We start from the raw sequence: 16,837 nt of genomic DNA on the forward strand, positions 1-16,837 counted from the left end.
ACGTAATTGATCTGTTGGATATATCATAAATTGAAATCATTAAATTTGTTCCACTCTAATCATGATGAAACTATGAGATTATCTAACAATTACATGGTTTTTGGAGGAAAAAAATGTCATCATCCTTGCGTTTTAAACTCGTCGCCTGGCTCGTTCTCATCACCTCAATCTCACTTGCTGTCGTAGGGATTACCAACTATACACTCTCTCGCAATAAACTGTTACAGCAGATGAATGAGCAATCCTTGAACACCGTATCGAATTCTGCACGGAATATGTATGACTACTTGTCCATCCGTTTAGCAGAGATTGAGCTCATTAGTCGAGTAAGTATTATGAAACAAGGCACACAAGCGGAACGTTTAAATTTCCTTGCCCATGAATTAAAATCGGATGGAAATCAATATTACAGCATGGGTATTATTGATTTGGCAGGTACCCTTCATTTTACTACGGGGAGTACACTTTCCATTTCGAAAGAGCCCCGATTCCAGGAGGCGCTGAAGGGGAAAAGCTATATTTCTGACCCCTATATAAGCAGAATAAGGGGCTTCTACGTGATCTCTATCACGGCTCCTATCTTTGATGATCAACATAATGTGATTAGTATCGTCAATGCTTCACTCGAAGCTGCACCCATGTTTCAAAAACATTTGCTTGCTCCGCTCGACAATGGTGAATTACTAATCATTAATCGTGATGGTCTCGCCCTCTATGCTACCGATGTGCCGACCATTTTGAAGTTGAATATTTTTACTGAATATCCCGAGCTTGGACCTGATTTTCGAAAAGCATTACGAGAAGGCAACGGCTTCATTGACGAATCCATTATAACGGGTAACAAGACAAGGTGGTTCTATGCGCGAATCCCTGAATTAGACTGGTTTCTCAGCTATTCCATACCCATCAGGGCCATTGAAGCTCCCACTAGTCCTCTCCTTTGGTCAACCGTGGGGATCATTCTGATGACAGTACTCGTCATATTTTTCCTGATTCATCTCACAACGAACCATCTGATTATCAAAAGGATTAAACAAATCCTCCAAGTAACAGAAGCAGTTGCTGCTGGTGATTTCCACACGAAACCTATCGTGTTCCAAAGTAAAGATGAATTAGGTGCCCTCGCCTTATCCGTAAACGGCATGATGGAGAATATCCGCGAGCTTTTCGAGCCGTTCGAAGCTTTTATTCGTCATAATGAATACGCCATGATCGTGATGGACCCGAACTTTATGATTAACCATCTCAACGGCAGAGCTACGCAGATGCTTGGGTATTCTATGGCAGACGTACATAAAATCGCTACTCCCTTAATCTGGTTAGATCAAAATCAATTGAATGAACGAGCAGCGCAGTATTCTTCCGAGCTAGGCGAGACCATTCCCCCAGATTGTACAACGCTTGTGATTCGTTCCTTGCGCCATCTGAAAGAGGATTTAGAGTGGACCTGGTATCACAAAGACGGGACCAGGATCTATGTGCAAACGAGTGTTAGCTGCATTACGCATCCGGATGGTGATTTAAAGGGATACGTCTTAATTGCACGCGACATCAGTGACATCATAGCAAGTAATGAGACGAAAGAAAGGCTGTTCACGATTGTGGAGAGCGCGCGTGACGCCATTCTCACCTTCGATCAAGAGGGTAACATCTTCTATATTAATCCAGCTGGCATCCACTCGATGGGATTAGCTGGAAGCGATTATGGACAAGCACATTTTCATGAGTTTGTTGACCTCTTGAATGACATTAATTTTGAGGAAGGGCTTCTAACTGCAATCCGAGATGGCTTCTGGGAATTCGAAGCGGAAGTCATGACCAAGAATCAACAACGCATCATCGCGTCAATTATCATCGTCCCTCATTTCCCTCTCGATAATGGCGAGATGTATTTCTCTGCGATTACGAGGGATATCACGGATCAAGTCCAGGCTAAGGAGCAGCTTATCCTTGCTAAACAGGAGGCGGATGATGCCAATTTGGCTAAGGGTGTTTTCCTTGCTCGCATGAGCCACGAAATACGTACACCTCTGAATGGGATCGTTGGACTTTCCTACTTGCTTGAGAGAACAGCTATGACCGAACTACAAATGGATTACGTACGCAAAATCTCCCGCTCTTCCCAGTCGCTTTCACATATTATCAACGATATTCTTGATTTTTCTAAACTGGAAGTCGATAAGCTTGTCATTGAACATCACCCTTTTCAGCTAGATGAAACCATCGATCGTGTGTGCGAAACGCTAAGTGTGCCGCTAGGTCATAAGCCTGTGGATTTCATTTGCGATATAGCTGACCATGTGCCTGGTGTACTGATCGGCGATTCCTTGCGACTCTATCAGGTACTTCTGAATCTCTCCAGCAATGCGATTAAATTCACAGAGCAAGGGACCGTCACACTTCATGTTCAAGTAGATCAGATGCATGAGAATGAGGTTACTCTTCGATTCAGCATCACGGATACGGGAATCGGGATGGACGAGAAACAGTTGGCCAATTTATTCCAACCTTTTATCCAAGGTGACGAGGTGACGAGCCGCAAATATGGAGGAACAGGGCTTGGACTTGTTATTTCCAAAAATATTATCGAAAATATGGGCGGTTCGATCTCTGTCTCCAGTACGCAAGGTACAGGTAGTGAATTTCTGGTCCTTCTCACCTTCACGCTCTACTTGCCAAGCAGCAAAGCGCTACCGCCATTGCCGCTCGCTATGCTCGTCGTAGAAGACCATCCGACGCTCAATAGGGTGCTTGTTCAAAGCCTCCAGACCATGTGCAACGATGCTGCTGGTGTGCATTCGTGGAAGGAAGCCCTCCGGGTCATTGATCACATTCCGCTTGACTTCCTTCTGCTGGATATGGAAGCCGATGATATGTATGGGGAAGATGTGTGGTTAAGCATGTTGGCCGCTTGTCAACAACGAGGGATTCGAACGATTATTTACACTTCATTATCAGGAAGAGACGCACTCGAACAGCTTCCTGCTGAAGCTTCACCTGATGCCATTCTGGTTAAACCGATCTCTCGAAGTCATTTGTACAGAACGCTAGTTTCACTGCATGCTGAACGGGACATGGATCCTTCACAAATGACCAAGACAATTGCGAACGATACGGAGAAGGACTCCACGCTCCTCCATCTAGGTTTCGGCGAGGCACCGCTCCGCATACTGATTGTGGAGGATAATGAGATTAACCAAACGGTTGCGCGCTCTCTGCTGGAAAGCATGATGAACTGTCGCATTCAAATGGCTGGTAACGGATTCGAGGCATTGCATGACTTGGAGAATTATTCGTTTGATTTAATTCTCATGGATATTCACTTGCCCGAGCTCGATGGCATCGAAACGACTAAACGCATTCGTCTCGAGCCGAAGTGGGCACATATCCCGATCATTGCCTTGACAGCGGATTCAACACTCGACAATCGATTGGCCTGTATGGATGCGGGTATGAGTGAAATGATCTCCAAGCCCATCATCCCTGATCGGTTGAGAGCTGCTATTAAATCTACACTTCATCTGCAAGTGGATAATCAGGCAACGCCTGGACTCAATATCGGCGAAGCACTCGAACGCATGGGCGGAAAAATGGACATTTATCGTGAAATGCTGCGAAAATATCAAGACCAAACAACACCGCTGATTGCGCAATTGAAAGGCGTCATCGACACAGGTAACTTAGTGGAGGCTCTTCGCTTGCTTCATGGGATACGCGGTTCTTCCAGTAACCTTTCGGCTAATCGCGTGTTTGCCGCGGCAAGCGAGTTGGAGGATTTTGTGAAGAACCAAGAGAAGCTGCAAGAAGCAGATCGAGATCTCACTGATGTCTTCCATTTGATTCAAATCTTAGAGTTCGAGCTGCAGTTCGTATATCATTCGATCCAAAAATTGCTGCTTGATTGAAAAAAACATGAATTTATGTCACTATATGCGTATACTCCATCTTGATGGAGTGTGTCATTTTATACGTATAGGTGGTTATTGTTATGACTGAACACGGCGCTCCATACCGCATCTTGTTGTATTATAAATTCGTCGCTGTTGCTGATCACGAAGCATTAGCGCGAGAACATTTGGCTTATTGTAAAAAGCTTGGTGTAAAAGGACGCATTCTGATTGCTCCTGAGGGCATTAACGGCACCCTTTCTGGGACCGTAGAGCAAACGAAAGCCTACATGGCGATGATGAATCTCATGCCATTGTTTAAAGATATGGTTTACAAGATGGATGATCATGAAGGACATGCCTTCAAGAAGCTGTTTGTCCGTCCCAAAAAAGAGCTCGTCACCTTCCGTCTTGAAGAAGACGTGAATCCGAATGAGCTTACAGGTACGCACTTGAAGCCAAAGGAATTTTATGAAAAGCTCAAAAATGAAGATGTCATCGTCCTCGATGGCCGCAATCACTATGAGTATGATATCGGACATTTCCGTGGCGCCATTCGCCCAGAAGTCGAGACGACCAAGGAATTCCCTGAGTGGATTCGCAACAATCTGCAGGATTTCAAGGATAAGCCAATTCTTACTTACTGCACAGGCGGGATCCGTTGCGAGAAATTATCAGGCTTCCTTATTAACGAAGGCTTCAAAGAAGTCTATCAACTGGATGGCGGGATCGTCACTTATGGCAAAGACGAAGATGTGCAAGGTCGCCTCTTCGACGGGAAATGCTATGTGTTCGATGAGCGCATCTCCGTACCGATTAACCGCACAGACGAAGATATCGTTGTAGGCAAATGCTACCACTGCGGCACCGCAGAGGATCGTTATATTAACTGTGCGAACGACCTATGCCACTTAAAGCACATTTGCTGCGAAGCTTGTGAAGAGGAGCATGATAGCTTCTGTTCTAAGGAATGCGAAGAGAAAACGTTGAGCACGTTGGAGGCTTAGGCAGGCGGTGCTGCACATGCAGTACCTGTGAGCCTAGTCGTTGAGTGAGCTGACGAGATCATCGCTTCCCACCGCACTAACTTATCATTTTCACTAGAAAAGCCCTTCCCAAGTCGTTTGATTGGGGAAGGGCCTCTTTACTACTGACACATGTTAGCTACTTCAAACTCCTGCTACTCTCCATCCCTCCATATATATCGATTTGTTACCTTCCACTCCGCGTCATCCCTAGCAATTTCGCACTCCGTTGGCATCCAATCTAACTAATCTGCTCCTCGATCTGGTCCATAATCCGATCAATTAATGGATACACCAGTTCCTCCTCCAATGTGAAGTGCTTGAGCAGAATGAGGCAGGCGGTCAGCAGCTCAGAGGCCATCACATGAACGAAGTCCATGTCGACTGGCACGCTCATGGCATTGACACCGTTGACGTATGACTGTACGACTCTTTTGGCCAAATCATGATCCTGCTCTAACACATGCATGGACCGCGAAACGGAGATGGCCATCGTCGGATGTAAATAAGTTTGCAAGCTCGGGAATAAGATTTGTTCTTCCCACTCCGAATGCTGCTCTAACTCCTCCACCAAGGATAGTATGCCGTCCTGAAGTTCGATCAGACGACACATCCCAATTGAGCAATCATCAAGGGTGTACAAAGCGGCAGCTAGCGTTCGAATGTCGGAGAGCTGCTCACGCATTTGCACATGCTCCTCCTTCAAACGCTGGGCTAGCATTCTAAATTCACTAGGATTCACATTCTCTGCCCGATTCGTTTGAATGCTCAAACGGTCACTCATTCGACATCCTCCTTAACGTTTCTTTAGAAACTTGCTTCGTATGTAACACAACCTCTTTCCCTGATACGCCATAACGCGGCGGCCGGGTGAGGCAGGTTTCATCACCATTATGAAAACCTCATCTACGTATGTGATCAGAAAAACCCCATACCGCATTATCATTGTATGCGGCATGGGGCTGCTAACATGCGAAAGAATGTCTAATAATAACCTTTTAGCGAATACGGCTCTCCGTCAAATGAAACTGATTCACAAGCAGCAACATCGACTGTGTTATTGCCCCTACATCACCTGTCGTTTGACGCACATGATGCATGTCCAGAAGAAGCTCTTGCACAGTATTCTCTACCTCCGCCGAGATCTGACGGTTCTCCTTGCTTACCGCTGCAATCTTCTCCATAAGTGCAACGACTTCTTCCACAACCTGTGTTTTCATGGTATCGTGAGCGTTTGCCGTGCTAAGAATCTCTGACGCGGCAGCAACAATCTGTGTCCCTTCTAGAACCACCTTCGTGCCTTCTTCCATGGAGATGAAGGCTTCATTCGCGTGTCGCTCTATTTGCTCGATCGTCTCATTAATTTCCGTGGTTGATTTCTTGGTCAAATCCGCTAACTTACGAATCTCGCCAGCAACGACGGCAAAGCCTTTGCCATGTTCACCTACTCTCGCCGCCTCAATGGAAGCATTCAATGACAGTAAATTCGTCTGTGCCGAGATTTCTTCAATGACTTTGAGCAGTTTCGGAATTTCATGCGTCGTTTGCAGGAAGGTTTGAATGGTTTGATTCGTTTCTTCTACCTTCGACGAAATATCGGTCATCTTCTGACCAATACGTTCAACCTCATTCTGTGCAACAGCTATCTGCCCTGAAGCCTTCTGTTCAAGTTCTCGCAAGGTTCCGCTCATATTTTGCGTAACGTCCTTCGCGACATCGATATCCTTCAGTTGTCCGCGCAGCGATCGAATCATATCATGGATTTTGGTACTCATGCGTCCTGTGGATTGCTCCGTAGACCCTGTCGAGTCATTCATCCTCTCTTGGCTGACCTGTACCTCAGCAGCCGCTTGCTTCACTTGCAGCATGATGCCTTCTAAGGAATCAATCATATTATTGATCCATTTGGCCAAATCCCGCGTCTCATCGCCAGCGAACTCATCGACCTTCAGACGCTGTGTCAAATCCCCTTTACCTTCTGCATTAATCCGGATAAATTTATTAATTTGAGCAAGCTGTCTAGCAATCGGTTTACTTCCTTGGCGTCTAATTAAACTTGCACCAATCCCGCCGAAAAGTAGACTTACTCCCACCATGATTGCCGCGCCGACACCATTCGAGACATATCCATTCAGCAGCCAGAAGCTGCTCGCGGATACTAGTGCCATGAGAGCAATAAAACGCATTTGCAAGCTAAACATCTTCCAATCAATCGAACGAATACGATAGACCTCTTCCAAATCCCCTTCACACATCATCCCCCACACATCTGGACAATGTGGCAATTGGAAGGTCACACCTTTTCCAATAACAGAAATATGACGATAATCAGAATATCCCGGGTATTCCACGAATAAATTATTTCCTTTAGCAATGGTTCCCGCTACACCTGGATGCAGTTGTCCCGTCGCAGGATCCGTGAAAACAAGCTCTAGCTCCGTATGCTCCTTGACGCCAACGATTCCATAATCGGTGCGAACGCCATCTTTTAAATTATCGCCATGGGTAAAAGTCAAATCTTCGAATCGGCTTCGCGACAAAGCTGTTCCAGGAACGATTTGCTTATTTAACCCTGGCTTCGCCATGAATAAATAGTTATCACCTGAATCGGGATACACATGTCCCGACTCGCGTTGGATCAGATCTCCAAGCACATCGTTCGGGACGCGTCCACAAACGGCTCCTCTCCATTGCCCACCCACCATAATAGGAACGATGAAAGCAATCGTCATGGCATCATGAAATGGCGAAGTACTTGGACCAATTTGAAGCGTTAACGGGTCTGAGAACGGTCCGAATAAGCATTTCACACCTTTGCGCGTTTCTTCCAATCCTTTTCCCAGCACGCCTCCTGCTGCATAGGATCTTCCCACATGAGCGTTGTGTGTAGAGTATACGACTAAGGCCTTTTCATTTAAAATAAATACTTCCGAGAAATCAGCTCCACTCTTCATTGTTGCTGTCAGGAGCTTTCCTACCACGGATTCGTCCTTCGACACAGTCTCCTTCAACGCTTCAGTTCCCGTTAACTGTTCCAGCAATCGATCCAAATGGGACCAATACGCCAGTGCCCAGCCACGTAAAATTTCCGTTCTTGTGTGCGCTATTCCTTCGAAAATATGCTCAACATCTTCCTTGATATGACGATTCAGGCGGTAAGACCACCACAAAGGTAGACCTTTTCTAAACCCCAGCCAATCAAACATTCCGCAACACCCCTTTTATCACATTTAATGTGACTTTATTTAACATTCGTCTTATTCGACAATATTATAGTCATTTCTCATGTAAATCAAGACAAATAACTGAACTTTTCATGAATTTTCCGAACAATAATGAATATTTAACGGAAAATGTCAGTATTTTTATACGAAAGTTATATTGACATAATTTTCTGATAAATTTACAATAGAAGAAAATCACATTCATTCTCCTTATTATGTAATATAAACTAACATTTAAAGAGATTAGATCAGAAAGGAGGCCTGGTTTCTGCTTCGGACCATGAGCCACTTGTAGCTTCCGAAAGCATAACGATGAAACCAGGGAGCTGCGATGTCCAAACCTGAGAATCTGGTGACTACCCCTTATGATCCTCGTCCTTTTTTTGATGAGATGTTTATGAATGCCTACTCGGTTCGCCCTCATTATCAAAGTACCTTCCTTCAATTCATGTCGATGAAGACAGGTAGTCTAAACAAACGTCAAACCGCAACGATGAAACGGATGATGGAAGAAGGCATTACCTTCACTCTCTATAGTCCTGATCAGACGGAGGCGCTAGAGCGCACTCTCCCCTTCGATCCTATCCCTAGAATTATCCCGCAGGATGAATGGATGAAACTCGAACGAGGTCTTAAGCAGCGTGTTAAGGCGCTTAATCTGTTTCTCAAAGATATCTATCATGAGCAATCCATCCTCAAAGATGGGATTATTCCTAGGAAAATGGTGCTTTCGAATTGTTATTTCCGTCCTGAGATGATGCGCCTATCGCTTCCGAATGATGTCTACGTTACGGCTTCTGGGATTGATTTAATTCGAGATGAGCAGGGTGAATATTTCGTTCTTGAAGATAACCTCCGTTCCCCTTCTGGCTTTTCCTACCTATATAAAAGCAGATCGATCATGACGCACTTATTCCCTGAACTCGTGTTCAGTCATGCCATTCAAGATATTGAGCATAGCTTAAATGTATTTCTGACTGCGCTGCGCAAACTGAGTCCTTCCGGTAAATCAGATCCTGTTATCGGGCTTTTGACACCTGGCTGCTACAACTCCGCTTATTTCGAGCACACGTTTCTCGCTCAACAAATGGGATTAGAGTTAGTTGAAGGACACGATCTCGTCGTCATTGATCACAAAGTGTACATTCGCGGTATCAAAGGACTTCGCCAAATCGATGTTCTCTACCGACGGATCGATGATGATTTCTTAGATCCGCTTGCTTTCGATCCGAACTCGATGCTAGGTGTCGCTGGCATAATGAACGCCTATCGCGCAGGGAATATCAACATTGTGAACGCACCAGGTACAGGTGTTGCCGATGATAAGGCCATCTATGCTTACGTGCCCGATATGATACGTTATTACTTGAATGAAGAGCCTATTTTGAACAACGTACCAACATATATTCTTTCTCGAACTGATGAGCGAGAGCATGTCCTTGCCCATTTGCATGAAATGGTTGTGAAGGAAACTTCATTATCCGGCGGTTATGGCATGCTTATTGGGCCAACAGCTTCTGAGACTGAAATTGCTGATTTCCGCCTCAAAATTATTGCCAACCCTGATCGTTATATCGCGCAACCAACCATACAACTATCTAGAGCACCCGTCATGATCGATGGTCAAATGGCAGCTAGACACATTGATTTGCGAGCTTTTGTCATCGCAGGAGAAGACATTCAAGTGATTCCAGGCGGACTCACACGTGTTGCTTTGAAAGAAGGCTCCCTCGTTGTGAATTCTTCGCAAGGCGGGGGATGTAAAGATACGTGGGTTGTTCGATAAATGCAACCTACAATACGAATGGAGGCCACGAGGTATGGTCATGATGGGACGAACAGCGGAAGCTTTATTCTGGATCGGTAGATATTCGGAAAGAACAGAGAATCACGCTAGGCTGATCGATGTGTATTATCATATTCGTGAAGACAGAGAATCTAGCGGAGGCCAATCCTGGAGCCGGCTCATCGATACCATCGGAGACCGTTCCGCTTTCACTGAGCAGTACGGCAGCTTCACCGAGCAACATGTCCTTCAATACATTACGTTAGATAAAAATAATGCCAACTCCCTGCTTGCCTGCACGAACCATGCACGTGCAAATCTACGAAATATTCGGGAGAAAATGCCTTCGGAGCTATGGGATATTTTGAATGGACTCTATTTGTGGCTAAAAGAAAAAGAAGTTCGCGATATAACGAATGATTCGCCTCATTTGTTCTATCGCTTTATCCGAGATACGCTATCCATGTTTCAAGGAGCGGCAACTTCCGTGATGCCTCGTCAGAATGAATGGCATTTCGTTGAAGCGGGGCGTTATCTAGAACGTGCTGAGAATCTGCTTCGACTCATTCAGTCTCTCTGTTCGGAATATGCCAAAGAAGACTTTTCTTCCTATCCGCTTATGCTTGCTGTTTTGAAATCCGTCAGTGGGTACGAATCGTATCGAAAAGAGTATGCAGATGGGGTTAATTTGAACAGCATCATCAAATTTTTGTTGTTGAATGAGACCTTCCCGCGTTCGGTCGCTTTCTCCATTCAATCTCTGGAGCGCTCGTTCAAGGGCATTCGCTTGGATGATCCCGAACTCACCAACGCCGTGCATAAATTAGCTAAACTAGCAGGAAAAGTGAAAGCCAATTTGGCTTGCATGGATGAAGAGGATGTGAGATCAGGTAAATTAGAAGCGACATTGTTAACACTCCTCGACTCCTGTAATGGGATGGGCTTAAGGATGTCCAAAGTCTTTTTTCCCTCTCGGGAGGAGGTTATCGCATGAAGAAGCTGGAGATCACACACATTACTCGCTATACTTACACCGATTCTGCACAGGACAGTGTCAATGAAATTCGGTTAACTCCATTAACAGACAATCGTCAGTCCTGTTATCATCATGCCATCACTACAGAGCCTGTTTCGGCCTTCTTCACGTATTCGGACTATTTCCACAACCGCGTACACGCCTTTACGGTCAACAAGCTCCATCGCGAGCTCACGATCAAAATGGTTTCCACCGTCGTCACTCACGACAATGATAACAAACCTGTATCTTTTCTTTCAGCTTATGAAGACAAAGCTTCGAGATACGGAGATGACTTTCAGAATGAATACGCTGAGTATTTATTACCAACCAGCTATACCGGGCTAACGCCAGAGTTGAAAGCATACTCTGACGCTATCCTTGATGATGGCGTACCTTTATATGATCTACTCCAAACCATCTTTACCACTATCAATCACGATTTCACCTATGATGTCTCCGCAACCTCCGTGCAGACTACAGTAGGCGAAATGTTGAAACTGCGGCGTGGTGTTTGTCAGGACTACTCCCATTTTATGATCACTATCTGCCGAGAAAAAGGCATTCCTGCCAGATACGTGAGCGGCTACCACTTCGTTTGTGACTTGCAGGGAGGAAGCGCCGATTTCACGCAAGCCTCCCACGCTTGGGTGGAATGTCTCATCCCTGGCGCAGGCTGGTTCGGGTATGATCCGACGAACAACTGTGAGGTCAACTGGCGGTATGTCAAGCTTGGGCATGGTCGTGACTACAACGACATCGTCCCTGTCAAAGGCGTCTATCGCGGCTCGGGTACGCAGGATTTGGAAGTGATCGTGGATGTGAAATTGGTGGAGTGATGAAGAGAGTGTCCCCAAAGTCATAAGATGACTAAGGGGACTTTTTGCTTTTTACGTAACGTTATGGGATAACGCTATTCAACTGTATTGGGCGTTCAGCTGCACATTAACTATACGCGATAACGCTAATCGCTCGAAAGCTGGGTTTTCCTGCTCATTTCAACACTTTAGCGCTATGCCATCACTTTATTCCCAGTGAAAAACAGAAAAATCCCAAGATAAGATGACGCCATCACCTTATCTTGGAATTTAGTTAGTTACTTATGGGGAACCCTCTATGTATTTTTTAAAAGAAATCCGTTAGATACGTTGTCCGCTCTGGGATGAATTTCTCCAATCTCGCGATTTCGGCAGCATCGCCCTGCAAACGGCCGATGCGATGCAGGAATGAGGCTCGCTTATAGCCCATCAGCAGCGCTGCTAATGTTTGGATATCACAGGAAAGGATGTATTTGCCCTCAATGCTATCGGCCTCATCCAGCTTAATAATGTCATTTCCTTCGCCATTCCTCGGAACAATTCGGAAAATCCCGTTATTCCACTCAGCATGTCCATCGCGCAGTTGGAGATAGAAGGGGTTGCTTGCTTCTGAGCTATCTGCAACAGCCTCAAACGGATACAACTTTAGGAAAGCCTCTGCATCAACAATCCGCGCCATAAAATAAGGAACAATCTCCTGTTTAATGCGCGGATCCGCTAGCATAAAAGGCAATGAGTCGCCTTCAGGTGCCTGGCATACGACTTTTTCAATCATCGAGTCGTGATTGGAAATTAAGCGCCAGATCGCGCGTCGAGCATCTTCCGTCAGTGCAACCATTTCATGAACGGTAAGAACTCGTTCTTTTACCTGATAGATGATATACCCCTCTGGCTCTCCAGCAGGATTCAAGTATAAGGTGACGATCCCTGGTTTTCTACTAAAAACTCTTCTTGGCCACCATCCTTCATTCCGAACCAGCATTCCGTTAAATTGTTTTGCATACGCCTCATAGATCGGATTCAGGATGGCTGGATCCGCTTCGATCCGACGGAGTGTGCTGCCCTCTGCAACCTCTGGCTTCGGCAACTGGTTGGAAGCAAGTTCGTATCGAACAAATTCACTGTAAGATTCCCAGCCATATTTGCGATAAAAGCCAAACGAAAACGGCGCTAGGAAGGACAAAGTCTGCCCGGCTTCTTTCATCGATTTCAGCGATTGGGACAGCAGTTGGCCAACCATGCCCTGACGGCGATATTCAGGCCAAGTCGCAACAGCTGCAATGCCTCCCATATCAAATACTTTGCCATTTATCCAAGTATGCAGCTTCAATATCATTAATTTAGCCGCTAATTTATTGTCTACAAAATATCCCCAATTCTGCTCGGTCTTCAACACAGCGATTCGTTGTTCTCGCTCTTCTGGCGCTATCGTAACTTGAAAAGCAAACTCCGATAAGGCAAGGCTTTCGTTCAATTCATCCTCTTTTATCAATCTGATCTGATCCATAATGCCTCCTTGTACCATTGTTACTTCTATTTTAACATGTACAACCGGTGACTATCCCGATAAATATTCATTTTCTTCAAAAATGATAACCTCTTGAATTGCCGAATGCGTAAGAATGTCTATTTTCCAAATATCAGATCATAGTTCACCTACTTACCTCCACCTACAATAGAAATAAGCAGACCCCTTCGGAAGTATAAACCTATTCACATCTTGGAAAGGTCTGCGTGTTTAGGAAATGAACAGAGAAGGTAGGTGATGAGCGTACCAACGTAAGTCAGCCCCAGCCACGATCAGCATGAATTATTTTGCTTCAGCATGTTATTCATCCCGAAACAAGGCTTCTATTCTTTTAAACAGGAGGTTTTTTATGAAAAAGAAAGTGTTACTGTTGGTGCTCGTATTCTTCATGATGATGGGATCTGTCGTAGCATATGCTGCACCTAAAGTGAATACCTTTGAGAGGCCCGTAAGAGGAAGCGCTTACACAATGGCGCAATGGGGTACGGATGGTTGGAGTGCTCCTTGGGATCTCGGAATGAGCAACCGCACCTGGATTGATGGCTATAATTTCAACCACTCTGGCGGCCAGTCACTTCGGGTGTTCTACCCACAAGGCCAAATCGGCCCGGAATACTCCGGTGCTTCAGCACCTCTTACCTTAACACCTGGTCAGCAATATTATCTATCCTATTGGGTGCGATTCAGCAGCGATTTTAGCTGGGGCACTACGCAATATGGTGGCAAGGTGGGACTTGGATTAGCAGGCGGTGCAGATTGTTCAGGCGGGCAGGAGTGTACGGGATATAACGGTTTCAACTCGCGGATGATTTGGCGTTCTGGCGGTAAAGCCGCGCTTTATTACTATCATATGGACAAAGCCGGTCAATATGGCGACTATGCCAATCTTACGAATAACGGTGCCGAAATCTACTATCAGAAAGGAACATGGATAAACATCGTTCAGCGTCTGAAAGTCAACACCGTCACGAATGGCAACGCGAATCCAGATGGCGAAATCCAAGTTTGGTATAACGGTGTCTCGGCGGCTAACATTACAGGCTTACGCTTCGTTCGCAACACAGATAAAGTGGATAAAGCCTACTTCGATTCCTTCTTCGGCGGCGCTACGCCCGAATTCGCACCTCAGAACGATTCGTACATCTGGTACGATGACCTGAAAGTATCTACGAATCCAGCTGAAATCTGTGAATTAGCGATTGGCGGCTGCTATAACCGCACATTCCAAGCAGAAAGTTATAACGCCATGAGCGGTGTCATCACTGAAACCACCCCGGATACAGGCGGCGGCCAAAATGTCGGCAGCATCGACAGCCAGGATTGGATCGCTTTTACCAATGTAAATATCCCTACATCGGGCACCTATTTAGTTGAATATCGCGTCGCATCGCCGAACAACGACGGGAAGATTTCCTTGGATCTGAATGCTGGCGCGACCGTACTAGGTCAGGTTAATGTACCGAATACAGGAAGTTGGTCCAGCTATCGCACCGTCTCGCATCAGGTCCAGATTCCAGCAGGCACGCACCAGTTTGGACTGTATGCTGCGACTGGCGGGTTTGATATTAACTGGTGGAAGATTACAAAGTTATATTAGGGTTGAATAATTGAACATCCCGATAACTATTCATTTTCTTAAAAAATGATAACCTCATACATCGCCGAATGCGTAAGAATGGCTATTTTCCAAATATCCGCTCATAGTTCCCCTTCTGGTTGCCGCCTACAATAGAAATAAGCAGATCTTTAGATATGTGTAAAGCCATTGCATCAAGGTAGGTCTGCGTATTGTGTAAGAATGAACCAAGAAGGTAGGTGATGAGCGTACTAACGTAAGTGGGCAACAGCCACGATCAGCATGAATTATTTTGCTTCAGCATGTTATTCATCCGAAACAAGGCGTCTATTCTTTTAAACAGGAGGTTTTTTATGAAAAAGAAAGTGTTATTGTTGGTGCTCGTGTTCTTCATGATGATGGGATCTGTCGTAGCATATGCTGCACCTAAAGTGAATACCTTTGAGCGGCCGGCAAGAGGAAGCGCTTACACATTGGCACAATGGGGTACGGATGGTTGGAGCGCCCCTTGGGATCTGGGAATGAGCAACCGCACCTGGATTGATGGCTATAACTTCAACCACTCTGGTGGCCAATCCCTGCGCGTGTTCTATCCTCAAGGGCAAATCGACCCGCAGAACTCTGGGGCTCAAGCACCTTTTTCCATAACGCCTGGTCAGGAGTACTACTTGTCTTATTGGGTACGTTTCAGCAGCGACTTTAGCTGGGGTTCGACCGAAAATGCCGGCAAGCTAGGACTTGGCCTAGCAGGCGGTGCTGCTTGCTCAGGCGGGCAGGAATGTACGGGCTACAACGGTTTTAGCTCACGTATGATCTGGCGTTCCGGCGGGCAAGCCGCGATTTATTACTACCACATGGGGAACGCTGGGCAATATGGGGACTATGCGGTGCTGAAGAATAACGGTGTCGATATTTATTACCCTAAGGGCACTTGGGTAAACATCGTCCAACGCCTGAAGGTCAACACGGTTACGAGCGGCAACGCCAACCCAGATGGCGAGATTCAAATTTGGTATAACGGCATCTCTGCTGCCAACATTACTGGACTACGGTTCGTACGCAACACCGATAAGGTTGATAAAGCTTACTTCTCTTCCTTCTTTGGCGGCGCAACTTCCGCCTTCGCTCCTCAAAACGACTCGTACATCTGGTACGATGACCTTAAAGTGTCCACGAATAAAGCTGAAATCTGCGAGCTGGCTGTTGGAGGCTGCTATAACCGCACATTCCAAGCAGAAAGCTACAACGGCATGAGCGGTGTCATCACCGAAACCACACTGGATACAGGCGGCGGCCAGAATGTTGGCAGCATCGATAGCCAGGATTGGATTGCTTTTACCAATGTGGATATCCCTACGGCAGGTACCTATTTGGTTGAATATCGCATCGCAACGCCGAATAATGGCGGGAAAATTTCCTTGGATCTGAATGCTGGTGCGACCGTATTAGGTCAGATCGATGTGCCGAATACGGGTAGTTTTTCGACTTACCGTACCGTGTCGCATCAGGTTCAGATTCCAGCAGGCACGCACCAGTTTGGACTGTATGCGGCAACTGGCGGTTTTGATTTAAATTGGTGGAAGATAACGAAATTATATTAAACTTGTAGTGTGGATTGGCCAGTTGCTGCGGCGACTGGCTTTTTTTATCTTGTTAAGTACCTACAACACTTCCTTACTGCTACTATTTTCATCCACCACCCTCCCACCTCTCCTCGTGAACATGATAATCTTGGCTGTATTTGACTATTCCTCAGCACAGATTTCAACGATAACTCGACGGCGGCTGGACTCTTGAGCACWAATATTGTGCTCAAGCGCGGTGTCCCCGGCGGCGGCTGGACTCTTGAGCACTGATATTGTGCTCAAGCGCGGTGTCCCCGGCGGCGGCTGGACTCTTGAGCACTAATATTGTGCTCAAGCGCGGTGTCCCCGGCGGCGGCTGGACTCTTGAGCACTRATATTGTGCTCAAGCGCGG

10 protein-coding genes are annotated in these 16,837 nt (G+C 46.0%); 7 read left to right on the forward strand and 3 right to left on the reverse strand.

All coding sequences use genetic code 11. The features are described from left to right. Positions 1 to 113: 113 nt before the first annotated feature. Both ASG89_RS31475 and ASG89_RS31480 read left to right on the forward strand, forming a co-directional pair. Positions 114 to 3,905, forward strand: coding sequence for a response regulator (locus ASG89_RS31475; protein ID WP_057315295.1), 3,792 nt, complete (start codon positions 114 to 116; stop codon positions 3,903 to 3,905). Positions 3,906 to 3,988: 83 nt separating this feature from the next. Further along, positions 3,989 to 4,894, forward strand: a complete 906-nt coding sequence (locus ASG89_RS31480) for a rhodanese-related sulfurtransferase (protein ID WP_057315296.1) — start codon at positions 3,989 to 3,991, stop codon at positions 4,892 to 4,894. Positions 4,895 to 5,153: 259 nt separating this feature from the next. On the opposite strand, the gene ASG89_RS31485 is transcribed toward ASG89_RS31480, so the two are convergent. Together ASG89_RS31485 and ASG89_RS31490 are read right to left on the reverse strand one after the other, a co-directional pair. Next, positions 5,154 to 5,696 carry a hemerythrin domain-containing protein gene (locus ASG89_RS31485; protein ID WP_057315297.1) on the reverse strand — a complete coding sequence of 181 codons (543 nt, stop codon included), beginning with the start codon at positions 5,694 to 5,696 and terminating at the stop codon, positions 5,154 to 5,156. Between the two features lie 214 nt (positions 5,697 to 5,910). Further along, entirely contained in the window at positions 5,911 to 8,118 is a 2,208-nt protein-coding gene (locus ASG89_RS31490) for a methyl-accepting chemotaxis protein (RefSeq protein WP_057315298.1), read from the reverse strand. A gap of 349 nt (positions 8,119 to 8,467) precedes the next feature. Between ASG89_RS31490 and ASG89_RS31495 the strand changes: the two genes are divergently transcribed. From ASG89_RS31495 to ASG89_RS31505, 3 genes are read left to right on the forward strand one after another with little or no spacing between them, the layout of a single operon-like run. After that, on the forward strand, positions 8,468 to 9,922 hold the full coding sequence (locus tag ASG89_RS31495; protein WP_057315299.1) for a circularly permuted type 2 ATP-grasp protein: 1,455 nt from the start codon (positions 8,468 to 8,470) through the stop codon (positions 9,920 to 9,922). A gap of 34 nt (positions 9,923 to 9,956) precedes the next feature. Further along, positions 9,957 to 10,916: an alpha-E domain-containing protein gene (locus tag ASG89_RS31500; protein WP_235549996.1), complete on the forward strand. Its 960-nt coding sequence runs from the start codon at positions 9,957 to 9,959 to the stop codon at positions 10,914 to 10,916. After that, complete coding sequence (locus ASG89_RS31505) at positions 10,913 to 11,776, forward strand: transglutaminase family protein (protein WP_057315300.1); 864 nt, start codon at positions 10,913 to 10,915, stop codon at positions 11,774 to 11,776. Before ASG89_RS31500 ends, ASG89_RS31505 begins: the two co-directional genes overlap by 4 nt. A gap of 286 nt (positions 11,777 to 12,062) precedes the next feature. On the opposite strand, the gene eis is transcribed toward ASG89_RS31505, so the two are convergent. Beyond that, positions 12,063 to 13,262 (reverse strand): enhanced intracellular survival protein Eis, encoded by a 1,200-nt coding sequence (eis, locus tag ASG89_RS31510; RefSeq protein ID WP_057315301.1) that lies wholly within the window; start codon positions 13,260 to 13,262, stop codon positions 12,063 to 12,065. A 370-nt stretch (positions 13,263 to 13,632) separates the two neighbouring features. Here eis and ASG89_RS37245 point away from each other — a divergent pair, with 370 nt between their 5' ends. Beyond that, positions 13,633 to 14,880, forward strand: a complete 1,248-nt coding sequence (locus ASG89_RS37245; RefSeq protein WP_063868246.1) for a carbohydrate-binding protein — start codon at positions 13,633 to 13,635, stop codon at positions 14,878 to 14,880. 332 nt (positions 14,881 to 15,212) lie between these two features. Continuing rightward, entirely contained in the window at positions 15,213 to 16,460 is a 1,248-nt protein-coding gene (locus ASG89_RS31520) for a carbohydrate-binding protein (protein WP_063868248.1), read from the forward strand. Positions 16,461 to 16,837: the final 377 nt, after the last annotated feature.

This window comes from Paenibacillus sp. Soil766 (genome assembly GCF_001428105.1).
GTDB lineage: Bacteria > Bacillota > Bacilli > Paenibacillales > NBRC-103111 > Paenibacillus_E.